Source organism: Halanaerocella petrolearia, from assembly GCF_054657875.1.
Window position 1 is genome coordinate 890919 of record NZ_BAAHXW010000002.1, and the last position, 25709, is coordinate 916627.

Annotated in this window: 24 protein-coding genes; all 24 read left to right on the plus strand. The window is 33.6% G+C overall.

Features of this window, described 5'->3' with window-relative positions:
• The first annotated feature begins 30 nt into the window (after positions 1–30).
• The 24 genes from ACYQ39_RS11750 to ACYQ39_RS11865 all read left to right on the plus strand — a co-directional run bounded on the left by ACYQ39_RS11750 (position 31) and on the right by ACYQ39_RS11865 (position 25643).
• Complete coding sequence (locus ACYQ39_RS11750; protein ID WP_459843260.1) at positions 31–2127, plus strand: stage V sporulation protein D; 2097 nt, start codon at positions 31–33, stop codon at positions 2125–2127.
• 26 nt (positions 2128–2153) lie between these two features.
• Complete coding sequence (locus ACYQ39_RS11755) at positions 2154–3623, plus strand: UDP-N-acetylmuramoyl-L-alanyl-D-glutamate--2,6-diaminopimelate ligase (protein WP_459843262.1); 1470 nt, start codon at positions 2154–2156, stop codon at positions 3621–3623.
• Complete coding sequence (locus tag ACYQ39_RS11760; RefSeq protein ID WP_459843265.1) at positions 3623–4999, plus strand: UDP-N-acetylmuramoyl-tripeptide--D-alanyl-D-alanine ligase; 1377 nt, start codon at positions 3623–3625, stop codon at positions 4997–4999. Before ACYQ39_RS11755 ends, ACYQ39_RS11760 begins: the two co-directional genes overlap by 1 nt.
• 5 nt (positions 5000–5004) lie before the next feature.
• Positions 5005–5973 (plus strand): phospho-N-acetylmuramoyl-pentapeptide-transferase, encoded by a 969-nt coding sequence (gene mraY, locus ACYQ39_RS11765; RefSeq protein WP_459843268.1) that lies wholly within the window; start codon positions 5005–5007, stop codon positions 5971–5973.
• Between the two features lie 13 nt (positions 5974–5986).
• Positions 5987–7351 carry a UDP-N-acetylmuramoyl-L-alanine--D-glutamate ligase gene (gene murD / locus ACYQ39_RS11770; protein WP_459843271.1) on the plus strand — a complete coding sequence of 455 codons (1365 nt, stop codon included), beginning with the start codon at positions 5987–5989 and terminating at the stop codon, positions 7349–7351.
• Between the two features lies 1 nt (position 7352).
• Positions 7353–8435, plus strand: coding sequence for a stage V sporulation protein E (gene spoVE / locus ACYQ39_RS11775; protein WP_459843274.1), 1083 nt, complete (start codon positions 7353–7355; stop codon positions 8433–8435).
• 11 nt (positions 8436–8446) lie between these two features.
• Complete coding sequence (gene murG, locus ACYQ39_RS11780) at positions 8447–9550, plus strand: undecaprenyldiphospho-muramoylpentapeptide beta-N-acetylglucosaminyltransferase (protein ID WP_459843277.1); 1104 nt, start codon at positions 8447–8449, stop codon at positions 9548–9550.
• Between the two features lie 134 nt (positions 9551–9684).
• Entirely contained in the window at positions 9685–10587 is a 903-nt protein-coding gene (murB, locus tag ACYQ39_RS11785) for a UDP-N-acetylmuramate dehydrogenase (protein ID WP_459843279.1), read from the plus strand.
• Between the two features lie 13 nt (positions 10588–10600).
• Entirely contained in the window at positions 10601–11851 is a 1251-nt protein-coding gene (murA, locus tag ACYQ39_RS11790; protein WP_459843282.1) for a UDP-N-acetylglucosamine 1-carboxyvinyltransferase, read from the plus strand.
• Between the two features lie 13 nt (positions 11852–11864).
• Entirely contained in the window at positions 11865–12809 is a 945-nt protein-coding gene (locus tag ACYQ39_RS11795) for a D-alanine--D-alanine ligase family protein (RefSeq protein ID WP_459843285.1), read from the plus strand.
• 97 nt (positions 12810–12906) lie between these two features.
• Entirely contained in the window at positions 12907–13608 is a 702-nt protein-coding gene (locus ACYQ39_RS11800; RefSeq protein ID WP_459843288.1) for a cell division protein FtsQ/DivIB, read from the plus strand.
• Positions 13609–13721: 113 nt separating this feature from the next.
• Positions 13722–15035 carry a cell division protein FtsA gene (ftsA, locus tag ACYQ39_RS11805; protein WP_459843291.1) on the plus strand — a complete coding sequence of 438 codons (1314 nt, stop codon included), beginning with the start codon at positions 13722–13724 and terminating at the stop codon, positions 15033–15035.
• A gap of 20 nt (positions 15036–15055) precedes the next feature.
• Positions 15056–16162, plus strand: coding sequence for a cell division protein FtsZ (gene ftsZ / locus ACYQ39_RS11810; protein ID WP_459843293.1), 1107 nt, complete (start codon positions 15056–15058; stop codon positions 16160–16162).
• A 158-nt stretch (positions 16163–16320) separates the two neighbouring features.
• Entirely contained in the window at positions 16321–17217 is an 897-nt protein-coding gene (gene spoIIGA / locus ACYQ39_RS11815; RefSeq protein ID WP_459843296.1) for a sigma-E processing peptidase SpoIIGA, read from the plus strand.
• A gap of 11 nt (positions 17218–17228) precedes the next feature.
• The gene (gene sigE, locus ACYQ39_RS11820; RefSeq protein ID WP_459843299.1) at positions 17229–17966 is read left to right on the plus strand and encodes an RNA polymerase sporulation sigma factor SigE; all 738 of its coding nucleotides are present in this window, start codon (positions 17229–17231) and stop codon (positions 17964–17966) included.
• Positions 17967–17993: 27 nt separating this feature from the next.
• Positions 17994–18296 (plus strand): hypothetical protein, encoded by a 303-nt coding sequence (locus ACYQ39_RS11825; RefSeq protein ID WP_459843302.1) that lies wholly within the window; start codon positions 17994–17996, stop codon positions 18294–18296.
• A gap of 70 nt (positions 18297–18366) precedes the next feature.
• On the plus strand, positions 18367–19323 hold the full coding sequence (locus ACYQ39_RS11830; protein ID WP_459843305.1) for a polyprenyl synthetase family protein: 957 nt from the start codon (positions 18367–18369) through the stop codon (positions 19321–19323).
• 101 nt (positions 19324–19424) lie between these two features.
• Positions 19425–20333, plus strand: a complete 909-nt coding sequence (locus tag ACYQ39_RS11835) for a mechanosensitive ion channel family protein (RefSeq protein WP_459843308.1) — start codon at positions 19425–19427, stop codon at positions 20331–20333.
• On the plus strand, positions 20315–21106 hold the full coding sequence (locus tag ACYQ39_RS11840; RefSeq protein ID WP_459843310.1) for a DUF4198 domain-containing protein: 792 nt from the start codon (positions 20315–20317) through the stop codon (positions 21104–21106). The genes ACYQ39_RS11835 and ACYQ39_RS11840 overlap by 19 nt, the downstream gene beginning before the upstream one ends.
• A gap of 20 nt (positions 21107–21126) precedes the next feature.
• Positions 21127–21729 carry a cobalt transporter CbiM gene (cbiM, locus tag ACYQ39_RS11845; protein WP_459843312.1) on the plus strand — a complete coding sequence of 201 codons (603 nt, stop codon included), beginning with the start codon at positions 21127–21129 and terminating at the stop codon, positions 21727–21729.
• 5 nt (positions 21730–21734) lie between these two features.
• Positions 21735–22322 (plus strand): hypothetical protein, encoded by a 588-nt coding sequence (locus ACYQ39_RS11850; protein ID WP_459843314.1) that lies wholly within the window; start codon positions 21735–21737, stop codon positions 22320–22322.
• A complete protein-coding gene (gene cbiQ / locus ACYQ39_RS11855; RefSeq protein WP_459843317.1) occupies positions 22319–23074 on the plus strand; it encodes a cobalt ECF transporter T component CbiQ in 756 nt (251 codons plus the stop codon). The genes ACYQ39_RS11850 and cbiQ overlap by 4 nt, the downstream gene beginning before the upstream one ends.
• Entirely contained in the window at positions 23074–23697 is a 624-nt protein-coding gene (locus tag ACYQ39_RS11860) for an energy-coupling factor ABC transporter ATP-binding protein (protein ID WP_459843320.1), read from the plus strand. The genes cbiQ and ACYQ39_RS11860 overlap by 1 nt, the downstream gene beginning before the upstream one ends.
• 617 nt (positions 23698–24314) lie before the next feature.
• Positions 24315–25643, plus strand: a complete 1329-nt coding sequence (locus tag ACYQ39_RS11865; protein ID WP_459843322.1) for an ABC transporter substrate-binding protein — start codon at positions 24315–24317, stop codon at positions 25641–25643.
• The last annotated feature ends 66 nt before the right edge of the window (positions 25644–25709 follow it).

Sequence of the window (25709 nt, forward strand, 5' to 3'; positions counted from 1 at the left end):
CTTCCTGAGTTGAGGAAGGGGAGTAATAAGGTGAGCAAAATAAGTCAAAAGGTAAGAGCAAGAATTCTTTTATTATTTGGTCTTGCTTTCTTAGCAATAAGTCTATTGGTTCTAAGGATAGGCTGGATTCAATTATCGAAGAATAATGATTACCAACAGCGAGCTTTACAACAGAGATTGAGAAAAGTTAAAGTGGAACCTAAGCGAGGGGTCATTTATGATAAAAATGGTGTTGAGTTAGCTGTCAGTGCTAGTGCTGATACTGTAGTAGCAGCTCCTAAAGATATCGAACAACCTCAGCAGACAGCTCAGAAATTAGCTGCAATTCTTGAATTATCACAAAAAGAGATTTATCAAAAGGTTACAAAGCAGTTAGGAGCAGTTTATATTGCTCGTAAGGTAGCAGAGGAAAAAGCAGAAAAGATTCGCAAATTAGATCTACCAGGAATTTATTTTACTGAAGAAAGTAAAAGGTTCTATCCTAAAGGTAATCTTGCTTCACATATTTTAGGTTTTGCAGGAATAGATAGTCAAGGTTTGCAAGGAATAGAGTTATCTTATGATCAGCAACTAAGAGGCGATCCAGGTAGGATATCGATTGAAAGTGATGCTATTGGTCGCGAAATTCCTAAAGGAATTAAAGATTATATTGCACCTGATGATGGGAATAATATTTATTTAACGATAGATCATGTACTACAGTATATAGCTGAAAGAGAGTTAGACCAGGCTATGACAGAGCATCAGGCTAAAGCTGGAACAATTGTGATGATGGATCCTCGGAATGGTGATATCTTAGCCTTAGCTAATCGCCCAACTTATAATCCCAATCAATTTGCTGATTATACTCCACGTCTGTGGCGTAATAGAGCTGTATCAGATACTTATGAGCCAGGTTCCACTTTTAAGATTATGACAGCATCTGCAGGTTTAGAGGAAGGTGTTGTTCATTCTAACGATAAATTTTATGACCCTGGTTATATAGAAGTAGCAGGTCAGAGAATTAATTGTTGGAAAAGTGGAGGACATGGTAAGCAGACATTTGCCGAAGTAGTACAAAATTCTTGTAACCCTGGTTTTGTTCAAGTGGGACAACGAATTGGAAAAGAGAAATTTTATGATTATATTAAAGCTTTTGGTTTTGGTCAAGAAACAGGAATTAAACTACCAGGTGAAGCAGAAGGATTAGCCTATAGTTTAGATGATATTGGTCCAGTTGAGTTGGCAACTATGTCTTTTGGGCATGGTATTACTGTGACTCCTATTCAGTTAATTAGAGCAGTCTCGGCAGTGGCTAATGACGGTCAATTATTAAGGCCTCAGTTAGTTAAGGAAGTTAGAAAACCAAATGGTGAATTGCTTAAGAAGATGGAACCTGAGCCAATTAGAAGAGTGATTTCTAAAGAAACTTCTCAAACAGTAAGAAGGCTATTAGAAGGAGTAGTAGCAGAAGGTTCAGGGAAGAAAGCAGCAATTAAAGGTTATAGAATCGGTGGTAAGACAGGAACAGCTAAACATTATGGAAAACGAATTTATGATGCTTCCTTTATCGGAATGGTACCTATTGAAAATCCTCAATTGGTCACTTTAGTAGTTATGTATGGAGTTAGTAGTTATCCTTATTATGGGTCCCAAGTAGGAGCACCTATTTTTCATGATGTAGTCAAAGATGCTTTACGTTATTTAGAGATTCCACCACAGACTGATAAAGAATCTAAGAAAAAAGAATCTAAGAAAGAAGATAATAAAGTTAAGCAGGTTAAAGTACCAAATGTCAAGAATTTATCTTTGACTAAAGCAGAAGATAAGTTACATCGAAAAAGATTGCAGGTTAAATTAGAAGATAGGGGAGATAAGGTAGTTGATCAGGTCCCTCAACCTGGAGTAGTAGTTAATGAAGAGAGTACTGTTATTTTGTTCTTTGATGATGCTGAAAATGAAAAGCAAAAGTATCAGGTAACAGTACCTGATTTAAAGGGAATGAAAGTGAGAGAAGCAGCAGATTTAATAGGTGAGTTGGGATTAAGGCTTAAATGGTCTGGTTCTGGAGTAATTAAAGATCAAAAACCTGCTCCAGGACTTACAGTTGATACAGGAGAATATGTTAAAGTATGGTTATCTAATTAATATTCTTTCTTATAAGGAGGTTAAGAATGGTTAATTTAAAGGAGTTAGTTGAAGTATTGTCAGTCAAATCTATAATAGGAGAGTCGGATATAGAAGTTACTGGTATTGCTTATGATTCTCGTGAGGTAGAAGAAGGATATCTTTTTGTAGCGATTTCTGGTTTTGAACAAGATGGACATAATTTTATAGAAGATGCTATCAATAATGGTGCTCAGGCTATCTTAGTTGAAAATGAAGTAGCTAATGATCAAGTTACTACAATAAGAGTAAATGATACTAGAGAGTCTTTAGCTAAAGTCAGTGCTAAATTTTATAGTTATCCAGCCCAAGATTTAACTATTATTGGTGTGACAGGGACCAACGGAAAGACGACAACTACTTATTTAATTGAATCAATTTTAAATAATTTAGAAATGAAAACAGGTTTAATTGGAACTATTAAGAATAAAGTTGGAAAGGTTGAACAGGAAGCTAGTCGAACTACCCCTGAATCTTTAGATTTGCAACGTTATTTTGCTCAAATGATAGAAGAAGGAATTACTCATGTGGTGATGGAGGTATCATCACATGCATTAGAATTAGATCGAGTATTAGAAATTGATTTTGATCGTCAGGTTTTTACTAACTTAAGTCAGGATCACCTTGATTTTCATCAGTCTTTAGATGATTATTTAAGTGCTAAATCTAAATTATTTAGCCAAAATGAAGGAGTGGCTATAATCAACTTTGATGATCAATATGCTGATTCTATTGTAGAAGAGAATCAAGGTGAGGTTGTTAGTTATGGTTTAGAGAAAGAGGTTGAATTCAAGGCAGAAGATATTAAAGTGGACTTTAAGGGAGTAAGTTATGATCTTAAGACATCTAATAGTCAATTACCAATTAAATTGAATTTAACAGGTAGGTTTAATGTGTACAACTCTTTAGCAGCTATTGCTACTGTAGCCAGTTTAGGATTTGATTTAACTGAGATTAAAGAAGAAATTGAAGAAGTTATAGGTGTACCTGGTCGTTTTCAATTAATTGATCAAGGACAGGACTTTGGAGTTATTGTTGACTATGCTCATACTCCTGATGGTATGGAGAATGTATTACAGACAGCTGAAGAATTTACTAAAGGTCGTGTGATTGTGGTCTTTGGTTGTGGTGGAGATCGTGATGCTAAAAAGAGACCAATTATGGGCCAACTAGGTGTTAACTTAGCCGACTTCGGAATTGTTACTTCTGATAATCCACGTAGTGAACATCCATTAGATATTATTGCTGATATTAAAGAAGGGATTGATCAGTTAGATAAGAAGGAAGGTCAAGATTATATTATTATAGAGAATCGTAAGGAAGCTATCTACCAAGCAGTTGATATAGCCCAGCCTGAAGATATGATTTTGATTATTGGAAAAGGACATGAAACATATCAGGAGATTGGAGATCAAGTAATTGACTTTGATGATCGACAGGTAGCTAGAGTAGCTTTGGAGGATAGGAGTGAAACTTAATGAAATCACTTTCGGCAAATGAAATTGTAACAGCTGTGACAGGTGATTCAACTAGTAATCTTGAGTTTACTATAGATAGAGTTTCAACTGATACAAGAACTTTAGAATCTGGTGCATTATTTATTGCCTTAGTTGGCGATAATTTTGATGGACATAATTTTGTAGCTGATGCCTTTGCTAAAGGAGCTAAGGTTGCTATTGTATCTCAAGCAGTAGAGGTTGATGGTCCTTTGATTGTAGTAGAAGATACTCAACAAGCTTTACAAGATTTAGCTGCTTATTATCGAAGTCAATTCTCTTTGCCTGTAGTTGCTGTAACTGGTAGTACTGGTAAGACGACTACTAAGGATATGATTGCTGCAGTTTTACAAGAGGAGTATCAAACTTTAAAGACTCAAGGAAACTATAATAATGAAATTGGTCTTCCTTTAACTCTCTTTCAACTAGAAGAAAAACATCAAGCTTTGGTAGTTGAAATGGGGATGAGAGGCTTAGGACAGATTAGAGATTTGGCTCAGATTGCTCAACCTGATATTGGGGTAGTGACCAATGTAGGGGTTAGCCATATTGAGTTGTTAGGTAGTCAAGAGAAGATAGCCCAGGCAAAAGGTGAACTGATTGAATTTTTAGATCAAGATGGAGTAGCTATCTTAAATAGTGATGATCAGTATGTCAGTCAGATGGATGAGTTGACAGCAGCTCAGCTAATTACTTATGGTCTAGAAGAGGGAAGTCAACTACAAGCTATTAATATAGAGACTTTAGGTGAAGAAGGAGTTAGTTTTGAAGTAGTAAATAATGAGACTCAAGAATCTATTCAGGTTAAGTTACCTATTCCAGGGCGATATAATGTCTATAATGCTTTAGCAGCTATAGCAGTTGGGTTGGCCCTTGATTTAGAGTTATCTGTAATTAAAGAAGGGTTATCTAATCTTAAATTAACTAAGATGAGAAATCAAATTGTAACTACTGACTGTGGATTAGAGATTATTAATGATACCTATAATGCCAATCCAACTTCTATGCAAGCAGCTATTAATACCTTAGATGAAATTGCAGTAGATAGAAAGATAGCTATTCTAGGAGATATGTTAGAGTTAGGAGAAGTGGCTAAAGAAGAACATAGAAAGATTGGTAAGTTAATAGCTAATAAAGGACTAGACTTTTTATTTGCAACTGGTGAGTTAGGTTCAGAGATAGCCCAAGGTGCTATAGTAGCAGGAATGGATAAACAGAAGGTATTTCACTTTACTGATAGAGAGGAACTAAAGGATAAATTATTAACACTAGTTGAATCAGGGGATACAATTTTAGTTAAAGCTTCACGAGGAATGAAACTTGAGGAATTTGTTGATCTGTTACAGAATAAGGAGTGATGGTAGTGGCTAATTTAATATATGCTGCTGTATTATCTTTTGTAATTAGTATAGTAGTTGGTCCTTTTATTATAAAATGGTTCAGAAGATTAGAATTTGGTCAAAATATAAGAGAAGTTGGCCCTAAAAGCCATATGGAGAAAGCTGGTATTCCAACTATGGGTGGAGTAATCATTATTCTAGCTGTTTTAATTTCTACTTTGATCTTTGCTGAACCTAAGCTAGAGATTATCTTATCTTTATTTGTAACTTTAAGTTATGGCTTATTAGGTTTATTAGATGATGGAATTAAGATAATAGCAGATAGATCGTTAGGTTTGAGAGCTTGGCAGAAAATGTTAGGACAGATTTTGATAGGTTTGACAGTGGCTTTAGCAGCTTTGACTAAGTTAGAGTTAGGAACAGAAATATTAATACCTTATTTATTGACGACAATAGATTTAGGCAGTAAATTATTTATTCCCTTTATAGTTGTTGTAATTATTGGGACTTCTAATGCTGTTAACTTAACTGATGGTTTAGATGGTTTAGCAGCTGGAGTAACAATTATTGTGACTATTACTTATGCTTATATCTGTTTTGGTTTTGGTAATCAGAATTTAGCTATCTTTGCTACTTCTATTGCTGGAGCTTGTTTAGGCTTTGCTTGGTTTAATAGCCATCCAGCCCAAGTTTTTATGGGAGATACTGGTTCCTTAGCTTTAGGAGGGGCGCTTGCTTCTATAGCTATTTTTACTAAGACAGAATTGTTTTTATTTATTATTGGTGGAGTTTATGTTATTGAAGCTATTTCAGTAATGCTCCAGGTTGGTTATTTTAAGTTAACTAATGGTAGTCGTATCTTTAGAATGAGTCCTATTCATCATCATTTTGAGTTGAAGGGTTGGGAAGAGTCTAAAGTAGTAATTAGGTTTTGGATTTTTGCTATTATTTTATCTTTAATAGGATTATTAGGTTTGTTTAAGTTAGGTTAAGAAAGGGGATAGTATGGAGCTAAAGGATAAATTAGTGACTGTGGTAGGATTAAGTAAAAGAACAGGTGTAGAAACAATTAAATTTCTAGAGGGCCAAGGTGCTCAAGTTATAGCAACAGATACTAAATCTAAGGTAGAGTTAGAAGATGAATTAAAGCTATTATCAAATTATGATCTTACTTTAGACTTAGATGGTCATACTCCAGAACTAATCTTAAAATCAGATTTAATTGTTATTAGTCCAGGGGTGCCAATTGATATTCCTATCTTAGAAGAAGCAAGAGAGGTAGGAATAGAAGTGATTAGCGAGGTTGAGTTGGCTTATCGTTATAATCAGGCCCAACTAATAGCTATTACTGGGACTAATGGTAAAACAACAACAACTACTTTAGTAGGTGAAATTTTTGCTACAACTGATTTAAAGTCAATAGTAGGAGGTAATATTGGTCGGGCTCTGATTAAAGATCTACCAGAGCTGGAGGCAGAAGATGTAGCAATTGCTGAAATAAGCTCCTTTCAGTTAGAAGGAACTAAATATTTTAGACCAGATATTAGTTTGGTTTTAAATTTAACTCCTGATCATTTAAATCGGCATGGTACCTTTAAAGAATATGTAGCAGCTAAAAGAAAGATCTTAACTAAACAAAGAGAAGATGATTATGCTGTCTTAAATTATGATGACTTACAGGTAAGAGAGTTTGCAGAGGCTACTGCAGCTGAGGTTATCTTCTTTAGTCAACAAGATCAGTTAGAAAAAGGCGTTTTTGTAGCAGATAATAAGATAGTCAGTAACTTATCTGGAAACAGACAAGAGATAATTGAGTTAGATAATTTAGGTTTAAAAGGGCCTCATAATTTAGAAAATACTTTAGCTGCAGTAGCAATTTCTCTATTAATGGGAGTCAAGAAAGAAGTATTAGCTAAAGTATTGAATAAATTTACTGGTGTCGAACATAGAATTGAAAATGTAGATACAATTAATGGTGTGCAGTATATTAATGATTCTAAAGGGACTAATCCAGCAGCAGCAATTAAAGCTTTAGAGACTTTTTCAGAGCCAACTATTTTAATTGCAGGAGGTATGGATAAAGATTCTAATTTTGATCAGTTTGCTCAAGTAGCAGTAGAGCAGGTAAAGGCTTTAGTCTTATTAGGTGAAACAGCAGATGAAATTGAAGCTGAAGTCAAAAAGTTAGGTTTTACAGATATTTATCAGGTAGCTAATATTGAAGAAGCTGTTAATCAATCAACTAGGTTGGCTAATTCTGGAGATATAGTTCTTTTATCTCCGGCTTGTGCAAGCTGGGATATGTTCAGTAGTTATAAGGAACGAGGTAGAATTTTTAAAGAGGGTGTTAGGAAATTAAGGAGGGGTTAATTTGGAAAATAACCCTGATTATATAACTTTTCTTGTAGTAGTATTATTAATGGGGATTAGTGTGACTATGGTCTTTAGTGCTACTTCTATTACAGCCTATGTTAAATATGATGATAGTTTTCATTTTTTAAAACGACAATTCACCTGGGCAGTATTAGGAATAATTACTATGATTATAGTCTCTAATATTGATTATCATCGTTATTTAAGCTGGACTTATTATATTTTGCTAGGTAGTATTATACTATTAGTTTTAGTACTCTTTATTGGTCCAGAGATAAATGGTTCTAGGCGATGGATTAATATCGGAATAGCAGTTCAGCCATCTGAGTTTGCTAAATTGTCTATGGTTATTTTTACTGCTAGGTATATCTATTTTGCAGGAGATAGAATTAAGAAGTTTATTACAGGACTATTACCTGTTTTAGCTGTTTTAGGAGTAGTGTTTCTATTAATTTTAGCAGAGCCTGATTTAGGGACAGCAGGAACGATAGCTTTAACAGTAGTAATTATGTTAATTGCTGCAGGAGCGAGAATGCTACATTTAGGAAGCTTATTTGCATCGGGGTTGCCAGCTTTTGTTTATGCTCTAATGGCTGAACCTTATCGAAGAAAGAGAGTTTTTGCTTTTTTAAATCCTTGGCAAGACCCTAAAGGGACAGGGTTTCATATTATTCAATCATTATATGCTTTAGGTTCAGGAGGATTGTTTGGTGTTGGTTTAGGTCGGAGTCGACAGAAGTTCTTTTATCTACCTGAGCCAGGGACTGACTTTATTTTTGCTGTTGTAGGAGAGGAATTAGGCTTTTTAGGTAGTCTAATTATTTTATTTTTATATGGGTTACTTGCTTTGCGGGGGTTACAGATTGCTATGCGGGCTCCTGATTTATTTGGTTCTATGTTGGCAGTAGGAGTTACTACTTGGATTGTTCTACAAGCAATTATTAATATTGGGGTAGTTACTGGTTCTATGCCAGTAACAGGTATTACTCTACCTTTTATTAGTTATGGTGGTACTTCATTAGTTGTTATGTCGGTGGCTATAGGTATCTTATTGAATGTATCTCGATTTTGTAAGAAGTAGGAGTGTTGAAGATGAAGGTATTATTTACTGGTGGTGGTACAGGGGGACATATTTATCCTAGCTTGGCTAGTGCTAGAAAGTTAGAAGAAGAAGTTGAGGACCTTGAACTGTTATTTGTAGGAACAGAAGCAGGATTAGAGGCTGATATTATTCCTAAAGAAGGTTATCAGTTAGAGACTATTCATGTAGAAGGATTGCCACGTAAGATTTCACCTCGTTTAGTAAAGTCTATATTGAAGACAGGAGTAGGGTTAGTGGAAGCTAGAATGATTATTAGTAAATTTAATCCTGATATAGTAGTTGGTACTGGAGGTTATGTCTGCGGGCCAACTGTTTTGGCTGCAGCTCTAAGTGGTATTCCTACTTTAATTCATGAACAGAATGCTTATCCAGGTATAACTAATCGTCTTTTGGCTAAAGTAGTAGATAAGATTGCTTTAAGTAATTTAGCTGCTAAAAAGCACTTTAGTACTCCAGATAAGACAGTCTTGACAGGCAATCCAATTAGACCTGAAATTTTGACTAAAGGAAGAAATGAGGCTTATCAGGAGTTGGGTTTAGTACCAGATAAGGATATTTTATTAGTCTTTGGTGGTAGTAGAGGAGCTAAGAGTATCAACCAAGCTATGGTTGATATTTATCCTCAACTGCAAGCAGGAGATTTACAGGTGTTACATATTACTGGGAAACGTGACTTTGATAAAGTTTCTAAGCAAGCCAAAGAGCAGGGTATAAAGAATTTAGAAAGTGGGAATCTTATAATTAAGCCTTATTTATATAATATGGAGGCAGCCTTGGCAGTAGCTGACTTAATTGTTTCCCGAGCTGGAGCAACTGGTCTAGCAGAAATTACTGCTTGTGGTATTCCGGCTATCTTAATTCCTTATCCTCATGCAGCAGAGAATCATCAAGAACATAATGCTAGATCTATAGAAGAGAATGGTGCTGCTGAAGTTATTTTGGATCAAGAGTTAACAGGAGAGAATTTATCTAATTCAATTACTGGACTACTTAGTGATGAGGAGAAGTTGGCCCAGATGGCACAAGCAAGTAAAGAATTAGGTCAACCAGAAGCGGCTGATAAGTTGGTTGAATTAATTTTGGATTTAGTTTAAGTTTGAGCAGATTAATTCTTAAACTTAAATTAAGAAATTGGACAAGTTATAAGGTAACGCCTGTAGCTAGGGTTGCATATCATATGAGAGATAAGGGCTTGCATAAGGTTGTTAGTTAAGACTGAGGTGATGTAATGATTAATCAAGAAATTAAAGAGACACTTTCTTCATTAGTAACAGGAGAAGTATTATTTGAAGAACCGCTTAAAAATCATAATTCTTTTAAGATAGGTGGTTTAGCTGATGCATTAGTTATCCCTAATGATAAGGATGACCTAGGAAGGTTAGTTACATATTTATATCAGGAAGAAATATCTTACTGGATAATTGGTAATGGAACTAATCTATTAATTAGTGACCAAGGATTAACAGGTGTAGTAATCAAACTATCTAGGTTATCCAAAGTTGAAATTGAAGGTAATCTAGTTAAAGCTCAAGCAGGAGTTAGTCTACCTACTCTAGCTACAACGGTAGCAAAATATGGATTAAGTGGTCTAGAGTTTGGCAGAGGTCTGCCAGCTAGTATTGGTGGAGCTGTAGTTATGAATGCAGGAGTAAAAGAACAAGAGATTGGAGAGATGATTACTAAAGTAGAAGTTCTATCACCTAGTGGTCAGTTTCAGATATATAAATCTGATGAATTAGACTTTAATTATCGAAATAGTTCTTTTCAAGATAGGCAAGAAATAATTGTAGAGGTGGAATTAGAATTGGATTCTGCTAAACGCCAATTAATAGAAGAGCGAATGAATCAGAAGTTGGCCCAGCGTAGAGAAAATCAACCCTTATCACTTCCTAATGCCGGTTGTATCTTTAAGAATCCTCCTTTAGATTCAGCAGGTAGATTAATTGATGAAGCTGGAGGGAAAGGATTAAGAGTCGGTGATGCTCAAGTTTCTACTAAACATGCTAACTTTATTGTTAATTTAGGAAATGCTACGGCTGATGATGTATTAAATTTAATACAGCAAGTAGAAGAGTTAGTAGATAAAGAGTATGGTATTCAACTGGTTCGGGAATTGGAAGTTTTAAATTAAGGAGGTGAAGTCAGTGTCGCGTTTTATAATAGAGGGTGGTCAGTCTTTAGAAGGTGAAGTAAAGATCAATGGGGCTAAGAATGCAGTACTACCTATCTTGGCTGGAACTGTACTTGGAGCTGGAGAATCTGTAATTAAAAGAGTGCCTAATTTACGTGATGTAAGAGTGATGAAAGAAGTCTTAGAAGTTTTAGGTGCTCAAGCAGAGCATAAAGATAAGACTATAGTTGTTAATACTGAGAATATAGATAGTTGCCAAATCCCTCAAGAGTTGATGCAGAAGATGCGAGCTAGTATATTTTTAATGGGGCCATTGGTAGCTCGTTTTGGTCAGGTTAAAATATATCAGCCTGGTGGTTGTAGTATTGGTTCTCGACCAATTGATCTACACCTTAAAGGTTTACGGTCTTTAGGTGTTGAGTTTACAGAACAGGGTTGCTACTTGGAAGGAAAAGTTGATAAGTTAGAAGGAGCTACAATTCATCTTGATTTTCCTAGTGTGGGAGCTACTGAAAATATTATGATGGCTGCTACAAGGGCTAAAGGACAAACAATAATTTATAATCCAGCTAAAGAACCAGAAATTGTTGATCTCCAGAACTTTTTAAATCGTCTAGGAGCTAATGTTAAAGGAGCAGGTACTGATGTAATCAAGATTCAAGGAGTAGACAAACTCGATCCAGTTGAGTATCGAGTAATTCCAGATCGAATTGAAGCTGGAACCTTTTTAGTAGGAGCAGCTTTAACTAAAGGTCAAATAGTTGCTAAAGATTTAATCCCTGTACATATTGAATCAATATTAGCTAAGTTGTCTGAAACAGGAGTTAACGTAGAAATTATAGAAGATCAAGTAAGAGTAACAGGAGTAGATTCATGGCAAGGAGTACAACTTAAGACCTTACCTTATCCTGGATTTCCTACAGATATGCAACCACAGTTTATGACTTTATTAGCTAAAGCAGAGGGTAGAAGTGTGCTTACAGAGACTATTTTTGATAATCGTTTACAGCATGCAGAGCAACTAAACCAAATGGGAGCAGATATTGAAGTAGAAGATAACCAAGCTATTATTCAAGGAGTAGAAAATATTACAGGAACAACAGTGAAAGCAACGGATTTAAGAGCAGGAGCTGCTTTAGTTTTAGCTGGTTTAGCTGCCCAAGGGAAGACTACAGTAGAAAATATCTATCATATTGATCGTGGTTATGAAGGATTAGAAGATAAGTTAACTAAACTTGGGGCTATAATCAAGCGTGAAGAATAAAAGGAGGGAGAAGATGCTAGAAGATAAGACAATTGCAGTAATTAGAGGAGGTAAATCTAAGGAACGTGAAGTTTCCCTAAAGACAGGGCAGGCTATTTTAAATACTTTACAGAAACAAGGATATGAAACTATTGATGTAGATCCGGCCCAAGATAACTTACCACAAGCCTTATTAGATCAAGATGTGGACCTATCTTTTATTGCTTTACATGGTAGATTTGGTGAAGATGGTACTTTACAAGGATTGTTAGAGTTAGAAGGGATTCCTTATACAGGATCAGGAGTTTTAGCCAGTTCTGTAGCTATGGATAAAGTAACTTCCAAACGATTATTTCAACAAGTAGGAGTTACTACTCCAGAGTTTATGGTTTTAACTAGTGAACAGTTTAAAATGAAAAAGGAAGAGTGTAGACAGCAGATAAAGCAAGAGTTAGAGATGCCAGTTGTAGTTAAGCCTGCTTTAGAAGGGTCTAGTATAGGATTATCTATTGTAGATCAAGAAGAAGATATAATGTCTAGTTTAGAAGAGGCTTTTAAGTATGATCAGGAGATATTAATTGAAGAGTATATCCCTGGGCGTGAAATTACAGTAGGTCTGTTAGGAAATAAAAATCCTGAAACTCTGCCTGTTATTGAAATTAAGCCTAAAGATGGTGTCTATGATTTTGAGGCTAAATATACTAAGGGTTTGACTGAGTTTGAGGTTCCAGCTAAACTAGATGAACAAGTTTATCAACGAGCTCAAAAATTGGCCTTACAGGCACATCAAGTTCTTAAGTGTAGTGGGATGTCTAGAGTAGATTTAAGGCTTACTCCTCAAGGAGGACTTTATGTATTAGAGGTAAATACTATTCCAGGTATGACTGAGACTAGTTTGCTACCTCAAGCAGCTGAAGCATCTGGTATTGATTTTTCTGAGTTAGTAATTAAAATTTTACAGTCAGCTTTAAATAAGTAATTAGGATTGAGGTTGAGTTTCAGACCTCAACCTCAATCTTAATCTTAGTTTTAGTTTGGACTGAAGTTAGTCCTGCATTTTTTAGAGGGGTGATATTTTGGACAAGCAAGTAATTTTAATCTGTATTGCATTATTAGTAGTGTTAGGAGTAGTACATATTATTTATTCAAATTACTTTCAGATTACGGAGATAAAGATAACAGGTAATCAGTTATTAACTGATAATTATCTACTTAACTTTAGTAAATTGCAGCAAGAGACTAATATTTTTGAGATTGATAGTAAAAAAATAAAGAAAAAATTACTAAAGTTACCTCAGTTAAAATCAGTAACCATCAAACGTGATTTACCTAACAAGTTAGTTATTAGTGTTCAAGAACGACGTCCAATAGCTATCATCCCTTTTCAATCTTCTTATCAAGTGGTTGATACTGAAGGTTGGATTTTAGAGGTAACTAATAGTTTATCCAGTTGGAAATTACCATTAATTACAGGAGTCAATATAGATAGTCAGGCGAAGAAGATTAAATTAACTGGAATGAAGAGTCAGGCTGTAAATTACTTAAGTAAGTTATCTAAAAATGTATTAGCAGGGATAAGTGAGTTACATATTGATTCTCAGCAAAGGATTAATTTATTTTTAAGACAAGGTGGTAAAGTTAAATTGGGGACTAATTTTAATATTGAGCAGAAAGCAGAGGTGTTTACTTCCATTTATCAGGATATTAAAACTAAAAATTTAAAAGTAGATTATGTAGATTTAAGGTATAAAAAGAATTCATTTCTAAAACTAAGATGATTTTTTAGAAAATTTACAAATAAAAAAAGGAAAATAACTATGAATATTGAAATTATCAGTAGAAAGGATCTATAATCAGGAGTGTTTGTTACTTATTGGAAGGAGGGCGCTTGGTGACACGACAAAATGTAGTTGCCGGAATTGATATAGGTACAACTAAGGTTTGTACAATCATTGCTGAAGTCAATAATAATGGATCTATTGATATAATTGGAGTTGGTACTAGCCCTTCTACTGGTTTAAAGAAAGGTATGGTTGTTGATATAGATGATACTGTTGCTTCCATAGAAAAATCAATTGTCAAGGCAGAGAGAATGGCCGGAGTAGAATTAGATTCTGTCTTTGTGGGGATTGCAGGCTCTCATATTTCTTCTACTAATCGGCATGGAGTAGTAGCTGTTTCTGGCAAGAATGAAGAGACTGGTGAGAATAAAGAAATAACCAGACAAGATATTGACAGAGTTATTGATGCTACTAAGATTATTTCTATGCCACCTGAACGCCAAATTATACATGTTATTCCACGGCAATTTACTGTTGATGGATGTAAAGATATTAAATATCCATTAGGAATGTCTGGAGTTAGATTAGAAGCTGAAGCTCATATTGTAACTGGGTCGAAAACTTCTATTCAAAATTTGGTTAAGAGTGTTAAAAAAGTAGGCCTTGGAGTAGAAGGTATTGTTTTACAGCCTTTGGCTGCTAGCAAAGCAGTACTATCTGAAAGTGAAAAAGATTTAGGTGTATTGCTAGTCGATATGGGAGGCGGAACTACAGATATTGCTATCTTTAAAGAAGGAAGTATTTGGTATACTTCTATTTTACCAGTAGGTGGAGATCATGTTACAAATGATATTGCTGTAGGAATGCGTACTCCTCGTAATAATGCTGAAAAGATCAAGATTAAGCATGGTTGTGCTAAAGCTAGTTTAGTAGACCAGAATGAAAAGCTTGATATTTTAGATACTAGCGGGAAACAGAAAAGAACTATTTCTCGTAAAGTATTATGTCAAATTATTGAGCCACGTATTGATGAGATCTTTTCTTTAGTTAAAGAGGATATTGAAAAAGCAGGATATAAGGGGTTAGTTCCAGCTGGAGCAGTAGTGACTGGAGGAGGGTCTCTGTTAGAAGGAGTTCCAGAGTTGGCATCTGAAAAGTTAGATATGCCTGTTAGAGTTGGAGCACCTGAAAATATGAATACTTTACTTGATTATGTAGATGGTTCAATTTATGATCTTGATGATGAGTATGCTGGTTTCTCTGGAGATAATGCTGCTATCTTCTCTACAGGAGTAGGTTTAGGAAATTATGGTGCCGAAAATATAAAAGATACATCAAAACAGCAGATTAAAAGAAGAGATGAAGAAGAGATAGTGGATGATTTATTTAATAAAGTTAAAGATTGGTTTAAAAATATTTTTTAGGTTAACTAGGGGGGGTCTTGATGTTTGAGTTTGGGTCTGAAGAGCCACAATTTGCAGATATAAAAGTAGTTGGAGTTGGTGGCGGTGGTAATAACGCCGTCAATCGTATGATTGAATCTGGTTTAAGCGGGGTTGAATTTGTTGCTGTTAATACAGATGGCCAAGCTTTAGTCTCCTCTCGAGCAGAAATCACTCTGCAGATTGGTGAAGAACTGACTAATGGATTAGGAGCAGGAGCTAATCCTGAGGTAGGGGCAAATGCTGCTAAGGAAAGTGAGGAGATGATTTCTGAAGCCTTAGAAGGTTCTGATATGGTCTTTATTACAGCTGGTATGGGTGGTGGTACTGGAACAGGTGCTGCTCCAGTAATTGCCAGAATTGCTAAAGAAGATATTGGGGCTTTGACAGTAGGAGTTGTAACCAAGCCATTTACTGTTGAAGGGCGACAGCGAATGACTAAAGCTCAAAAAGGAATTGAAAAACTAAAAGAGAGAGTTGACACTTTAATTATTATTCCAAATGATAGATTATTAGATGTAGTAGAAAAGCAGACAAGTTTAGTTGATGCTTTTAAAACAGCCGATGATGTTTTAAGACAGGGTGTTCAAGGTATTTCTGATCTAATTACTATTACTGGTTTAATCAACCTTGATTTTGCTGATGTAAAGACAATTATGACTGATGCCGGTTCTGCGTTGATGGGGATTGGCAGGGCTGCTGGTGATGAACGTGCTGTTGACGCAGCTAAGGCAGCTATTGCTTCTCCACTGTTAGAGGCTTCTATTGATGGGGCTAAAGGTGTTTTGTTAAATATTACTGGTGGAGCTGATTTAGGCTTACATGAAGCTAATGAAGCAGCACAAGTTATCTCTGAAGTAGCTGATTCAGAAGCAAATATTATTCTTGGATCAGTAGTCGATGAAGAGATTGAAAATGAAGTTAAGGTAACAGTTATTGCAACAGGATTTAATACAGCTGAAAAAGGTGTAATAGAAGAAGAAACTAATGAAAAAAGTGAGGAAAAGCTTGAACAAGAAGAGCAGACTGAAGATGACTTTGATATTCAGCCTTTCCAAGATAATGATCTGGATATTCCGGCTTTTTTACGAAAAAATAAAGATTCTTAATTTGAATCTCGATGCCTTTAGGTATCGAGATTTTTTTATTCGACAATAGTTTTGGAAAAGTCTTTTTTTTCACTATTTTATTAATTTATAGACTTTGGTTATATTTATAACCCACTAAAAATATAATGTTTATCAGGGAGGATGTGGATACTTAGCTAATGAAATTAGTGGTTTATTTAGATCTATTATCTATAGTTAACTTAGTAATGAATTATTTATTGTTATGGGCTACAGCTAAGTTATCAGATATAAATTATAAGATTTGGCGTCTATTATTGACTTCTATGTTAGGAACAGCTTATACTATATTGATTATTTTACCTAAATTCAGGTTTTTAAATCAAATTTGGATTCATTTTATAGTTTCTGTAGTAATGATTTTAATCTCTTTTGCTCCAATTAGTTACAAAAGATTATATAAGTCTCTTAGTTATTTTTATTTAATTACTTTTGTTACTGCTGGTGCAATTTTAGCTCTCTATAATTTAACTGGGGGATCTCCATTAACATTAAATACTTCTCCAGATAGTGGTTGGTTGATTATTTTTGGATTTGTAATAATTATTATTATAGGTAAGTTTGGTTGGATGTTCATTCAACAGAAACTACTTCCAGATATCTTCTGTATTCCTTTAAAGATTGAGTTTGAAGGAGAATCACAGCAAGTAACGGCATTAGTTGATACAGGTAATCAACTAGAAGACCCTTTAACAAAAACTCCTGTGATTATTGTAGAAGTGGAAGTATTGTTGGAAATATTACCAGATAGAATAAAGCAGGCTTTTTCTAAATATAATTACAATAGTAATCAGTTATTAGATGAAGTAATTGATACGCGTTGGTCTAATCGATTTAGATTGATTCCTTTTTCTTCAATTGGAAAAGAAGATGGTATGTTAGTTGGTTTTAGACCAGATCAGGTAACTATTCGTACAGAAGATGAGGTATTTACTACTAAAGAAGTAATTATTGCTTTGCAAGCTAGTGTTTTAGATAGTGATAATAATTATCAAGCTTTACTTAATCCTAAAGTTTTTAGGGCTATTAACTTATAAGGAGGGATAAGATGGAAAGACTATTTATAGAGGTTAAGTGGAAGTTGAGGCTAGGTATGATTAGGCTACTACAGATTTTAGGTATGTATAAAGCTAAGAATGTATTTTATGTAGGTAGCAGTAAGGCTCTACCACCTCCTTTATCTAGCCAAGAAGAAAAATTTTTATTATCTAAGTTAGCTGATGGGGATAAGACAGTAAGAAGTGTCTTGATTGAGAGAAATTTAAGACTTGTTGTTTATATAGCTCGTAAATATGATAATACTGGTATTGACATTGAAGATCTAGTATCAATTGGAACTATTGGCTTGATTAAAGCAGTGAATACCTTTGATGTAAGTAAGAATATTAAGTTGGCTACTTATGCTTCTCGTTGTATTGAAAATGAAATTTTGATGTATTTAAGAAAGAATAATAAGAAAAAATCTGAAGTTTCTTTTGATGAACCATTAAATATTGACTGGGATGGTAATGAGCTTAAGTTATCAGATGTATTAGGTACTGATATTGATTTGATTTATAAATATATTGAAGAAGAAGTGGATAAAGAATTATTGGCTGAAGCTATGGAGTATTTAACAGAGAGAGAACAAAAAATTATGATTTTACGCTTTGGACTCAATGATAAGAATAAAGAACTGACTCAAAAAGAAGTAGCAGATATCTTGGGTATCTCTCAATCCTATATTTCTAGATTAGAAAAGAGAATTATTAAGAAGTTAAAGAATAAAGTGGATAAAATGAAGTAGAATATAGATTAATTAGGAGGTTGAATAATGAAGTTGTTAGCAGAAAGTATTATGACTACTACTGAATTAATGATGGAATTATTTGATATGGATGTAAGAATGGTTCATAATTTATCAGAGAAGATGAGATATAAGAAAATTTATAATTATTTAGTAGATGCTGGGGCAGAAAGAATAGGAACTAAAGAAGGAGTTAGTAATACTTATACTGTTTTTAATTTTAATGATGAATTATACTTAATTCCTGAATTTATTTTTGATGAACATGATACTGAATGGGTAGCAGAACTGAATGTAGAAGAGGAGTCTCAGCAGGTTATATCAAGGTGATTAAAGGAGCACAAGTTCTTTGTGCTCCTATTTTGTATTAAATAAAGTAGAGCTTGAAGCAGGTGATAAAGTGTTCTGGAATCAGTTTCCAGTAATTAATAGTGAACTACAAAAGTTTGAAGACTATTTTCAAGAGCAATTAATAAGTGCTCAGCCTTTAATTCAAGAATCCATTTCTGAACTAGCTAAGGCAGGTGGTAAACGGATTAGACCAGCCTTAATAATAGCTGTAGCTCAAAATGGAGATTATAATAAAAGAGAAGTTTGGCCAGTAGCTGCTGCTATAGAGATGTTACATATGTCGACTCTAATTCATGATGATATCATTGATGAAGCTAATTTTAGACGAGGAAGAAAAACAGTTCAACAATCTCATGGTAAAGATGTTGCAGTCTTTACTGGTGATTATTTATTTAGTTTAACTTTTGATCTATTGTCTGAAACTGCTAGTAAGAGACATACTGGTTTAATTGCTAAATTAATTAAGAAGATCTGTGAAGGAGAGATTCAACAGTATCAAGATCGGTATAAATTAGATATTTCTTGTAAAGATTATTTACATAGAATTAAAAAGAAGACTGCTTTATTATTTGAGACATGTTGTTTATTAGGATCTGAGTTAGGTTCTTTATTGCCTAGAAATAGACAGAATTTAATCCAATATGGTAGGTATTTAGGTATGGCTTTTCAACTGACTGACGATGTATTAGATTTTACTAAATTAGCTTCTAAGTTAGGTAAACCTACTAATAACGATTTTACTCAAGGGATTTATACCTTGCCTATTCTATTTGTTCTTAATAGGACTGAATATAATACTCGATTAAAGAAATTACTGCAGAAACCAGTTCAAAATAAAGTAGAGATAAAAAGAGTGATTAATAAAACTAATGCTTTAGATTATACTGTAACTCTTGCTAAGTCTTATTTACAGAAAGCAGAAAGTCGATTAGAACAATTATCAGCTATTTCTAATAGAGATTTATTGTTTTGGTTAGCAGATCAGGTATTAGAAAGAAGATTTTGAATTTATATTTTGAGCAGGAGAATAGTTAGTGATCTAGAAATTATTTCTTAGGTAAATAATGCTATAACTAGATGTTCGGTTAGCATACTGAGGTGTTTAGTTTGGAGTTTATTTTTAGAATAAAAGATTTATTAGGTTATAAATTAATTTTATCTATCTTAATTTTTATTGGTAGTTACCTAGCTGTAATTTGGGGTACAAGATTGGTTAATAAGCAGATTGATAATTTGAAACGACGCCATCAAGTTCGAAGGTCTATTTATTATATAACATTTATTCTGAATATAATTATTATATTAGTAATTTGGATCCGTAGAACAGTTAATTTAACTACTTATTTAGGTTTTTTATCTGCTGGAGTAACTTTGGCTTTACATCAAGTCTTATTGAATATTGCTGCTTGGATATTAATGGTTGTTAAACGACCTTTTAGTCTAGGAGATAGAATAGAGTGGGGGCAGATTCAAGGTGATGTAATTGATATTGGAGTCTTTTATACTACTATGTTAGAAGTAGGAAATAGAATTGAAGCTGAACAGAGTACTGGTAGGTTAGTGCAGATGCCTAATAGTAACTTATTTAAAAAATCTATCTTTAATTATACCAAAGGTTTTGGTTGTTTCTGGAATGAAACTCAGGTGTTGGTTACTTTTGAGAGTGATTGGGAGCAAGCACAAGAGATAATGTTAAATATAATTAATGAAGAAAAGGAAGAAGGAATAGAGGAACGGGCCAAATGTCGAGTGCAAAAGATGAGTAGAAATTATATGATTAAGTATGGAGCTTTTACTCCAACTAGTTATGTAAAGATTAAGGATAGTGGAGTACAGATTACTTTACGTTATTTAACTTCTGTTCGCAAGAGAAGAGTTATTGAAGACCGAGTTTATAAGCGAATTTTAGAAGAGTTTAAGCAGGAATTAGATATAGAATTAGCTTATCCTACTAAAAGAATCTATCGTAAGGTCCAGAAAAGAAAGGAAGATCAGTTATGCGGCGAAGAAATTTAGTAGTATTGATTATAGCTACTTTAGTTATGTTAATAGTTGGTACTGTTGGAGCTCACTTTCAGATGATTCTACCATCTAAAGGAATGATAACTAAAGGTGAGAAACAGAAAATAGATTTAAACTTACTTTTTACCCACCCTATGGCAGGATCGGAAGTAATGGATATGAAACAACCAGCTAAGTTTGGGGTATTACATAGAGGTAGAAAAAAGAGCTTATTAAATAATTTGCAGTCTATAGAGATAAAAGGAGGTAAGAGTTTTAAATCTTCTTATCAGCTTAAAGGACTTGGTGATTATATATTTTACTTAGAACCACAGCCTTATTGGGAAAAAATGGAGAATAAATATATAACTCATAATACTAAAGTAGTAGTTAATTCAATGGCTGTTTCTGGTGGTTGGGATCAAGAAGTAGGAATGAAAGCAGAAATAGTTCCTCTGACCCGTCCTTATGGATTATGGACTGGTAATCTATTTAGAGGGATAGTTAAGAAGAATGGACAGCCAGTGCCTTATGCTGAGATTGAAGTAGAGTATTTTAATCAAGCCAAGTTTCCTACTTTAGATTCAGGAACTTATGAAAGTGTAGAGGTATCAAATGCTAATTTTATTACTCAAGTTATTAAAGCAGATAAGAATGGTGTCTTCAGTTATGCTTTACCTAAAGCTGGTTGGTGGGGGTTTGCAGCTTTATTAGAAGGGGAAAAAATTAAAGGTAAAGAACATGAATTAGGAGCTGTAATGTGGGTTAAAGCTCAGGATATGAAGTAAATAATAAAGTAGGTGATTAAATGCATATTTCAGAAGGAATACTCTCTCTTCCAGTTCTAACTTCAGGTGCAGTAGTGGCTGTAGGAGGGATAACTACTGGACTTAAAAGAATGTCAGAAGAAGAGTTACCTCAGGTAGCTATTATTGCTGCAGCATTATTTATATCGTCGTTAATTCGCATTCCTCTCGGGCCAACAAATATTCATTTGATTTTAAATGGAATAGCAGGTATTTTATTAGGCTGGAGTTCCTTTCCAGCTTTTTTTATAGCTTTATTACTTCAGAGTATTCTCTTTCAGTTTGGAGGTTTAACTACTTTAGGAGTTAATACTATAGTAATGGCTCTACCAGCTATAATTTCTTATTATTTATTTAAAGGGTTAATAAAGATTAAAAGAGATAGATTATGGTTAGGAGTTAGTTCTTTCTTGGTTGGTGCTATAGCAGTATTATTATCTTCTCTTTTAATGGCTGGAATACTTACGTTAGTAGGAGAATCTTTTGTAGCTATAGCTAAGTTGGTTATTGTCTCACAATTACCTTTGCTGATAGTAGAAGGTATTATCAGTAGTTTTACCTTGCTCTTTCTTAGTCGAGTACGCCCTAATTTATTAGAGGAGTGATTTAGATGAGACAGAAGTTAGTTGGAATATTATTAATAGTAGTAATGCTATCTATAGTAACACCAGTATTGGCCCATAGAGTTGTAACTTATGCTTATTTAAAAGGGGAGCAAGTAATAGTTGAAGGGGCATTTGGAGATGGTAGTCCAGTTATAGAAGGACAAGTTAAGGTCTATAATCTACAAGGTGATTTAATAAATCAGGGTCAGACCAATCAACAAGGTATTTATAAATTTAAGCTTTCTAAAAAGGCTAAGCTAAAGATAGTCTTAGTTGCAGGGGCTGGGCATAGAGCTGAATATCAACTTAGTAAAGAAGACTTACCTAACTTAGGTAAGTCAGATATACAGCAGATAGAAGAGACGGTAAGCAAAGAAGCTAAACAACAAGCAGATCAAATATCTGAAGAGAAGTTACGAGTGGTGATTCAAGAGGAGTTAGCAAAGCAATTAGCTCCTTTAAGAAGGAAAGTGGCTAAGTTTGAGACAGAAAGAAGGCCAGGTGTGACTGAAGTCATAGGTGGTATTGGTTATATCTTTGGCTTAATGGGACTTGTTTTCTACTTTAAAACGAAGCGAGAGAATAAGTCATGATGAATCATAAGTTGGCCCAAGGTAATAGTTGGGTTCATCAGTTAGATCCTAGGTTAAAGGTAGTTCTTGCTTTTGTTTTGACAGTAGTAGCAGCTAGTGGATATAAGTTGGTAATGTTAGCTCAGATCTTAGTTGTAGGTCTGTTACTAGTACTAGCTGCCCAGTTAGATCTTAAATATGTAGCTAATAGGCTATTAGTCGTTAACAGCTTTATCTTCTTTATCTGGTTGATAGTTCCTTTTACTTATCCAGGAGATTTTTTAAGGGAAGTTGGCCCGTTAGTAATCTCTAAAGAAGGTTTAATTTATGCTTTGCAGATTACTATACGAGCCAATTCTATTCTGTTAGTACTTATTTCTTTACTATCTACTACAAGTTTAGTAGAGTTGACTTATACTTTTACTTATCTAAAATTACCAAGGAAACTAATCTATCTCTTTTTTTTGGTCTATCGTTATTTTGATGTTATTAAAGAAGAATATCAGAAACTATATAATGCTATGTTATTAAGAGGCTTTAAAAATAAGACTTCCTTACACACATATAAGAGTTATGCTTATTTATTAGGAATGCTATTGGTTAAAAGTTATGATCGGGCTCAGCAAGTTTATGAAGCTATGCTCTGTAGAGGTTTTAAGGGACAGTTTTATTTACAAGATGACTTTCAGTTTTCGTCTCTTGATTTTATTATGATGCTAGGTAGTTTAGTAGTAGTTAGTTGGTTGATTATTCTAGATAAAGGTGGTTATTAATGATAAAGCTAAAGAATATTTCTTTCCAGTATCCTTGTGGAAAACAAGTATTAAATAATTTTGATTTACATCTTCAAGCTAGAGACAGATTAGGATTGGTAGGACCAAATGGAGCAGGCAAGACTACTGTTTTTAAGATTATTATGGGACTATTAACTCCTCAACAGGGAGAAATCTCTATTTTTAATCAACTTTGTAAAGAAGAGTCTGATTTTAGAGAAGTTAGAGAAAAAGTAGGTTATCTATTCCAGAATGCTGATGATCAACTATTCTGTCCTACTGTAGAAGAGGAGATAGCTTTTGGCCCTTTGAATTTAGGTAAAAATAAACAAGAGGTAGCAGATATAGTAGCAGAGATGCTAGAGTTAGTAGGGCTAACTGGTTATGAACAAGAGGTTACTTATCAACTATCAGGAGGAGAAAAGAAACGTATTGCTCTAGCAGCTGTTTTAGCTATGAAACCTGATATTTTACTGTTAGATGAGCCTTTTGTTGCCTTAGATTCTAATGCTGTTGAACAGACTATTAGTATTTTAACTGATCTTAATCTACCTTATATTATAGTTTCTCATAACGAAAAGTTACTAGATCGGCTGACTAATCGAATCTGTTATGTAGGTTAGTAATTTGATTATTATAATTTTTTAATTTGTATTGACATTTAATATAGTAATGTGTATAATTAAGTTGAGATGATATAAATATTTATTATAATTAAAATCTAATCGATTAGAAACTGCAATTATTTTTTAAGACATTTCTAATCGATTAGAAATGTCTCTAGTGAGATGGAATAAGTGAGATTAATTTCAATAAGATGTAATATAATAATATAAAAATAAAATATATGCTAATAATTGTAAAAAGATACATATATAACTTGACAATTAAATTTATTCTAAGTATTATATAAATGATAAGTTAATAATTAGTGTAAATACTAAGTAACAGCAAGCAAAAAGTAAAATTATATAATTAATATAAGAATACACAACATTAAAGATGTCCTTTCTGAGGGAGAGGATGTTTTGAATGCTTGTGTATTTTTTTATTCCTTTGTAATTGTACGTATAACAGTATAATTAATTAAGTCTATAAGTTTTTAGTAAGCTCCATTTATTATTCGAGTTCATTGCTAGTGAAACAGGAAAATTAATTTTGAAAGGAGATGATAAAAATACTGCAATAATTTAGTGTTGTTTAAATTGTTTATTAGAAAATATATTTAAGGAGGGAAAGTATGTTAAAGAATAAAAAGACTATATTTATATCAGTTTTAATTTTATTGATTTCATTTTCAACTATAAGTAATGCTTGGTGGATCTTTGGTGATGATAAAAAAGAGACAGATAAGTCGGTAGTAAAGCTTGATATGTGGACATTTGTTAGTGCTCATGCTGATTATTATCAAAGGAAAGCAAAGGAATTTAACAAAGCACATCCAGAATTTGATTTTAAATTAAACACGCAAAGTTACCCATATGATCAAATGCATGATAAGTTAAATATTGCTCTTCAAACTGGAACTGGAGCTCCAGATTTGGTTGATATAGAAATTGGTAAATTTCCAGGAATCGTTGCCAATAGTAAAGATAGTTTAGTTAATCTTACTTCAGTAATTGATAAATATCGAGATGAGATTGTACAAACAAGAGTTACTCCATATTCAGATAGTTCTGGTAATGTATATGGAATTCCTACTCATATAGGAACTGGTGTAATGTATTATAATAAAGAATTATTTGAAAAAGCAGGTGTATTACCTTCTGATATAAAGACTTGGCAAGATTTTGTTGAAGTAGGTAAAAAAATCACTAAAGATACTGATGGAGATGGTAAGATAGACCAATGGATGACTGGTGTTCCCATCTCAGACTTTATGACTTTTAATGTTATGAGTACTCAGTTAGGCAGTAATATATTTGATAAAAAAGGAGATATTATACTTAATAGATCAGAGAATGTAAGAGTACTACAGTATATGCAAAATCTTGTTCACAAATATAAAATAGCAAAAACTATTCCTTTCTATGATGATAAGAATGTTTATAAGGCTATAAATGATGGGAAATATGCTGCTGTAATTATGCCTCAATGGTATATGATTAGATTTACTGAGTTTATGACTGATTTAAAAGGGAAAGTAGTGGTTCGTCCATTACCAAAGTGGGGGTCAAAAGGTACACGTGCTTCTACAGGAGGAGGAACAGGTACTGCCATAACTGAGACAGCGAATAATAAAGAGATAGCTAAAGATTTTCTATCATATGCAAAACTAACTAAGGAAGCAGGAGTTGAAATTTGGACCGAGCTTGGTTTTGATCCAATGAGAAAAGATGCTTACAATAGTCCTAAGCTGTATAAACCACTTCCATACTTTAATAATGAGAAGGTTATGGAAATTATAAAAGAACTGCAACCTAAAATACAACCTTTTTATTTATCAGGTCAATATGCAACAGCACGAGATATTATGAATCAACAAGTGCTTTTTAAAGTAATAAAGAAGAATAAAGATCCAGAAAAAGCATTAAATGAGGCTACTAAAAGATTAAAAGAAGATAAATAATCAAAGATATTTCTCTCTGGTTAATATCAACCAGGGAGAGATATATTCCCATTAGGGAGGGATATA

Excerpts from the sequence above, each read along its gene's own strand:
- ACYQ39_RS11795 (WP_459843285.1), top strand. The coding sequence starts at position 11,865 with ATGCTAGAAGATAAGACAATTGCAGTAATTAGAGGAGGTAAATCTAAG.
- ACYQ39_RS11755 (WP_459843262.1), top strand. The coding sequence starts at position 2,154 with ATGGTTAATTTAAAGGAGTTAGTTGAAGTATTGTCAGTCAAATCTATA.
- ACYQ39_RS11760 (WP_459843265.1), top strand. The coding sequence starts at position 3,623 with ATGAAATCACTTTCGGCAAATGAAATTGTAACAGCTGTGACAGGTGAT.
- murB (WP_459843279.1), top strand. The coding sequence starts at position 9,685 with ATGATTAATCAAGAAATTAAAGAGACACTTTCTTCATTAGTAACAGGA.
- murG (WP_459843277.1), top strand. The coding sequence starts at position 8,447 with ATGAAGGTATTATTTACTGGTGGTGGTACAGGGGGACATATTTATCCT.
- ACYQ39_RS11850 (WP_459843314.1), top strand. The coding sequence starts at position 21,735 with ATGAGACAGAAGTTAGTTGGAATATTATTAATAGTAGTAATGCTATCT.
- ACYQ39_RS11865 (WP_459843322.1), top strand. The coding sequence starts at position 24,315 with ATGTTAAAGAATAAAAAGACTATATTTATATCAGTTTTAATTTTATTG.
- ACYQ39_RS11860 (WP_459843320.1), top strand. The coding sequence starts at position 23,074 with ATGATAAAGCTAAAGAATATTTCTTTCCAGTATCCTTGTGGAAAACAA.
- cbiM (WP_459843312.1), top strand. The coding sequence starts at position 21,127 with ATGCATATTTCAGAAGGAATACTCTCTCTTCCAGTTCTAACTTCAGGT.
- ftsZ (WP_459843293.1), top strand. The coding sequence starts at position 15,056 with ATGTTTGAGTTTGGGTCTGAAGAGCCACAATTTGCAGATATAAAAGTA.
- spoIIGA (WP_459843296.1), top strand. The coding sequence starts at position 16,321 with ATGAAATTAGTGGTTTATTTAGATCTATTATCTATAGTTAACTTAGTA.
- sigE (WP_459843299.1), top strand. The coding sequence starts at position 17,229 with ATGGAAAGACTATTTATAGAGGTTAAGTGGAAGTTGAGGCTAGGTATG.
- ACYQ39_RS11825 (WP_459843302.1), top strand. The coding sequence starts at position 17,994 with ATGAAGTTGTTAGCAGAAAGTATTATGACTACTACTGAATTAATGATG.
- murD (WP_459843271.1), top strand. The coding sequence starts at position 5,987 with ATGGAGCTAAAGGATAAATTAGTGACTGTGGTAGGATTAAGTAAAAGA.
- ACYQ39_RS11840 (WP_459843310.1), top strand. The coding sequence starts at position 20,315 with ATGCGGCGAAGAAATTTAGTAGTATTGATTATAGCTACTTTAGTTATG.
- cbiQ (WP_459843317.1), top strand. The coding sequence starts at position 22,319 with ATGATGAATCATAAGTTGGCCCAAGGTAATAGTTGGGTTCATCAGTTA.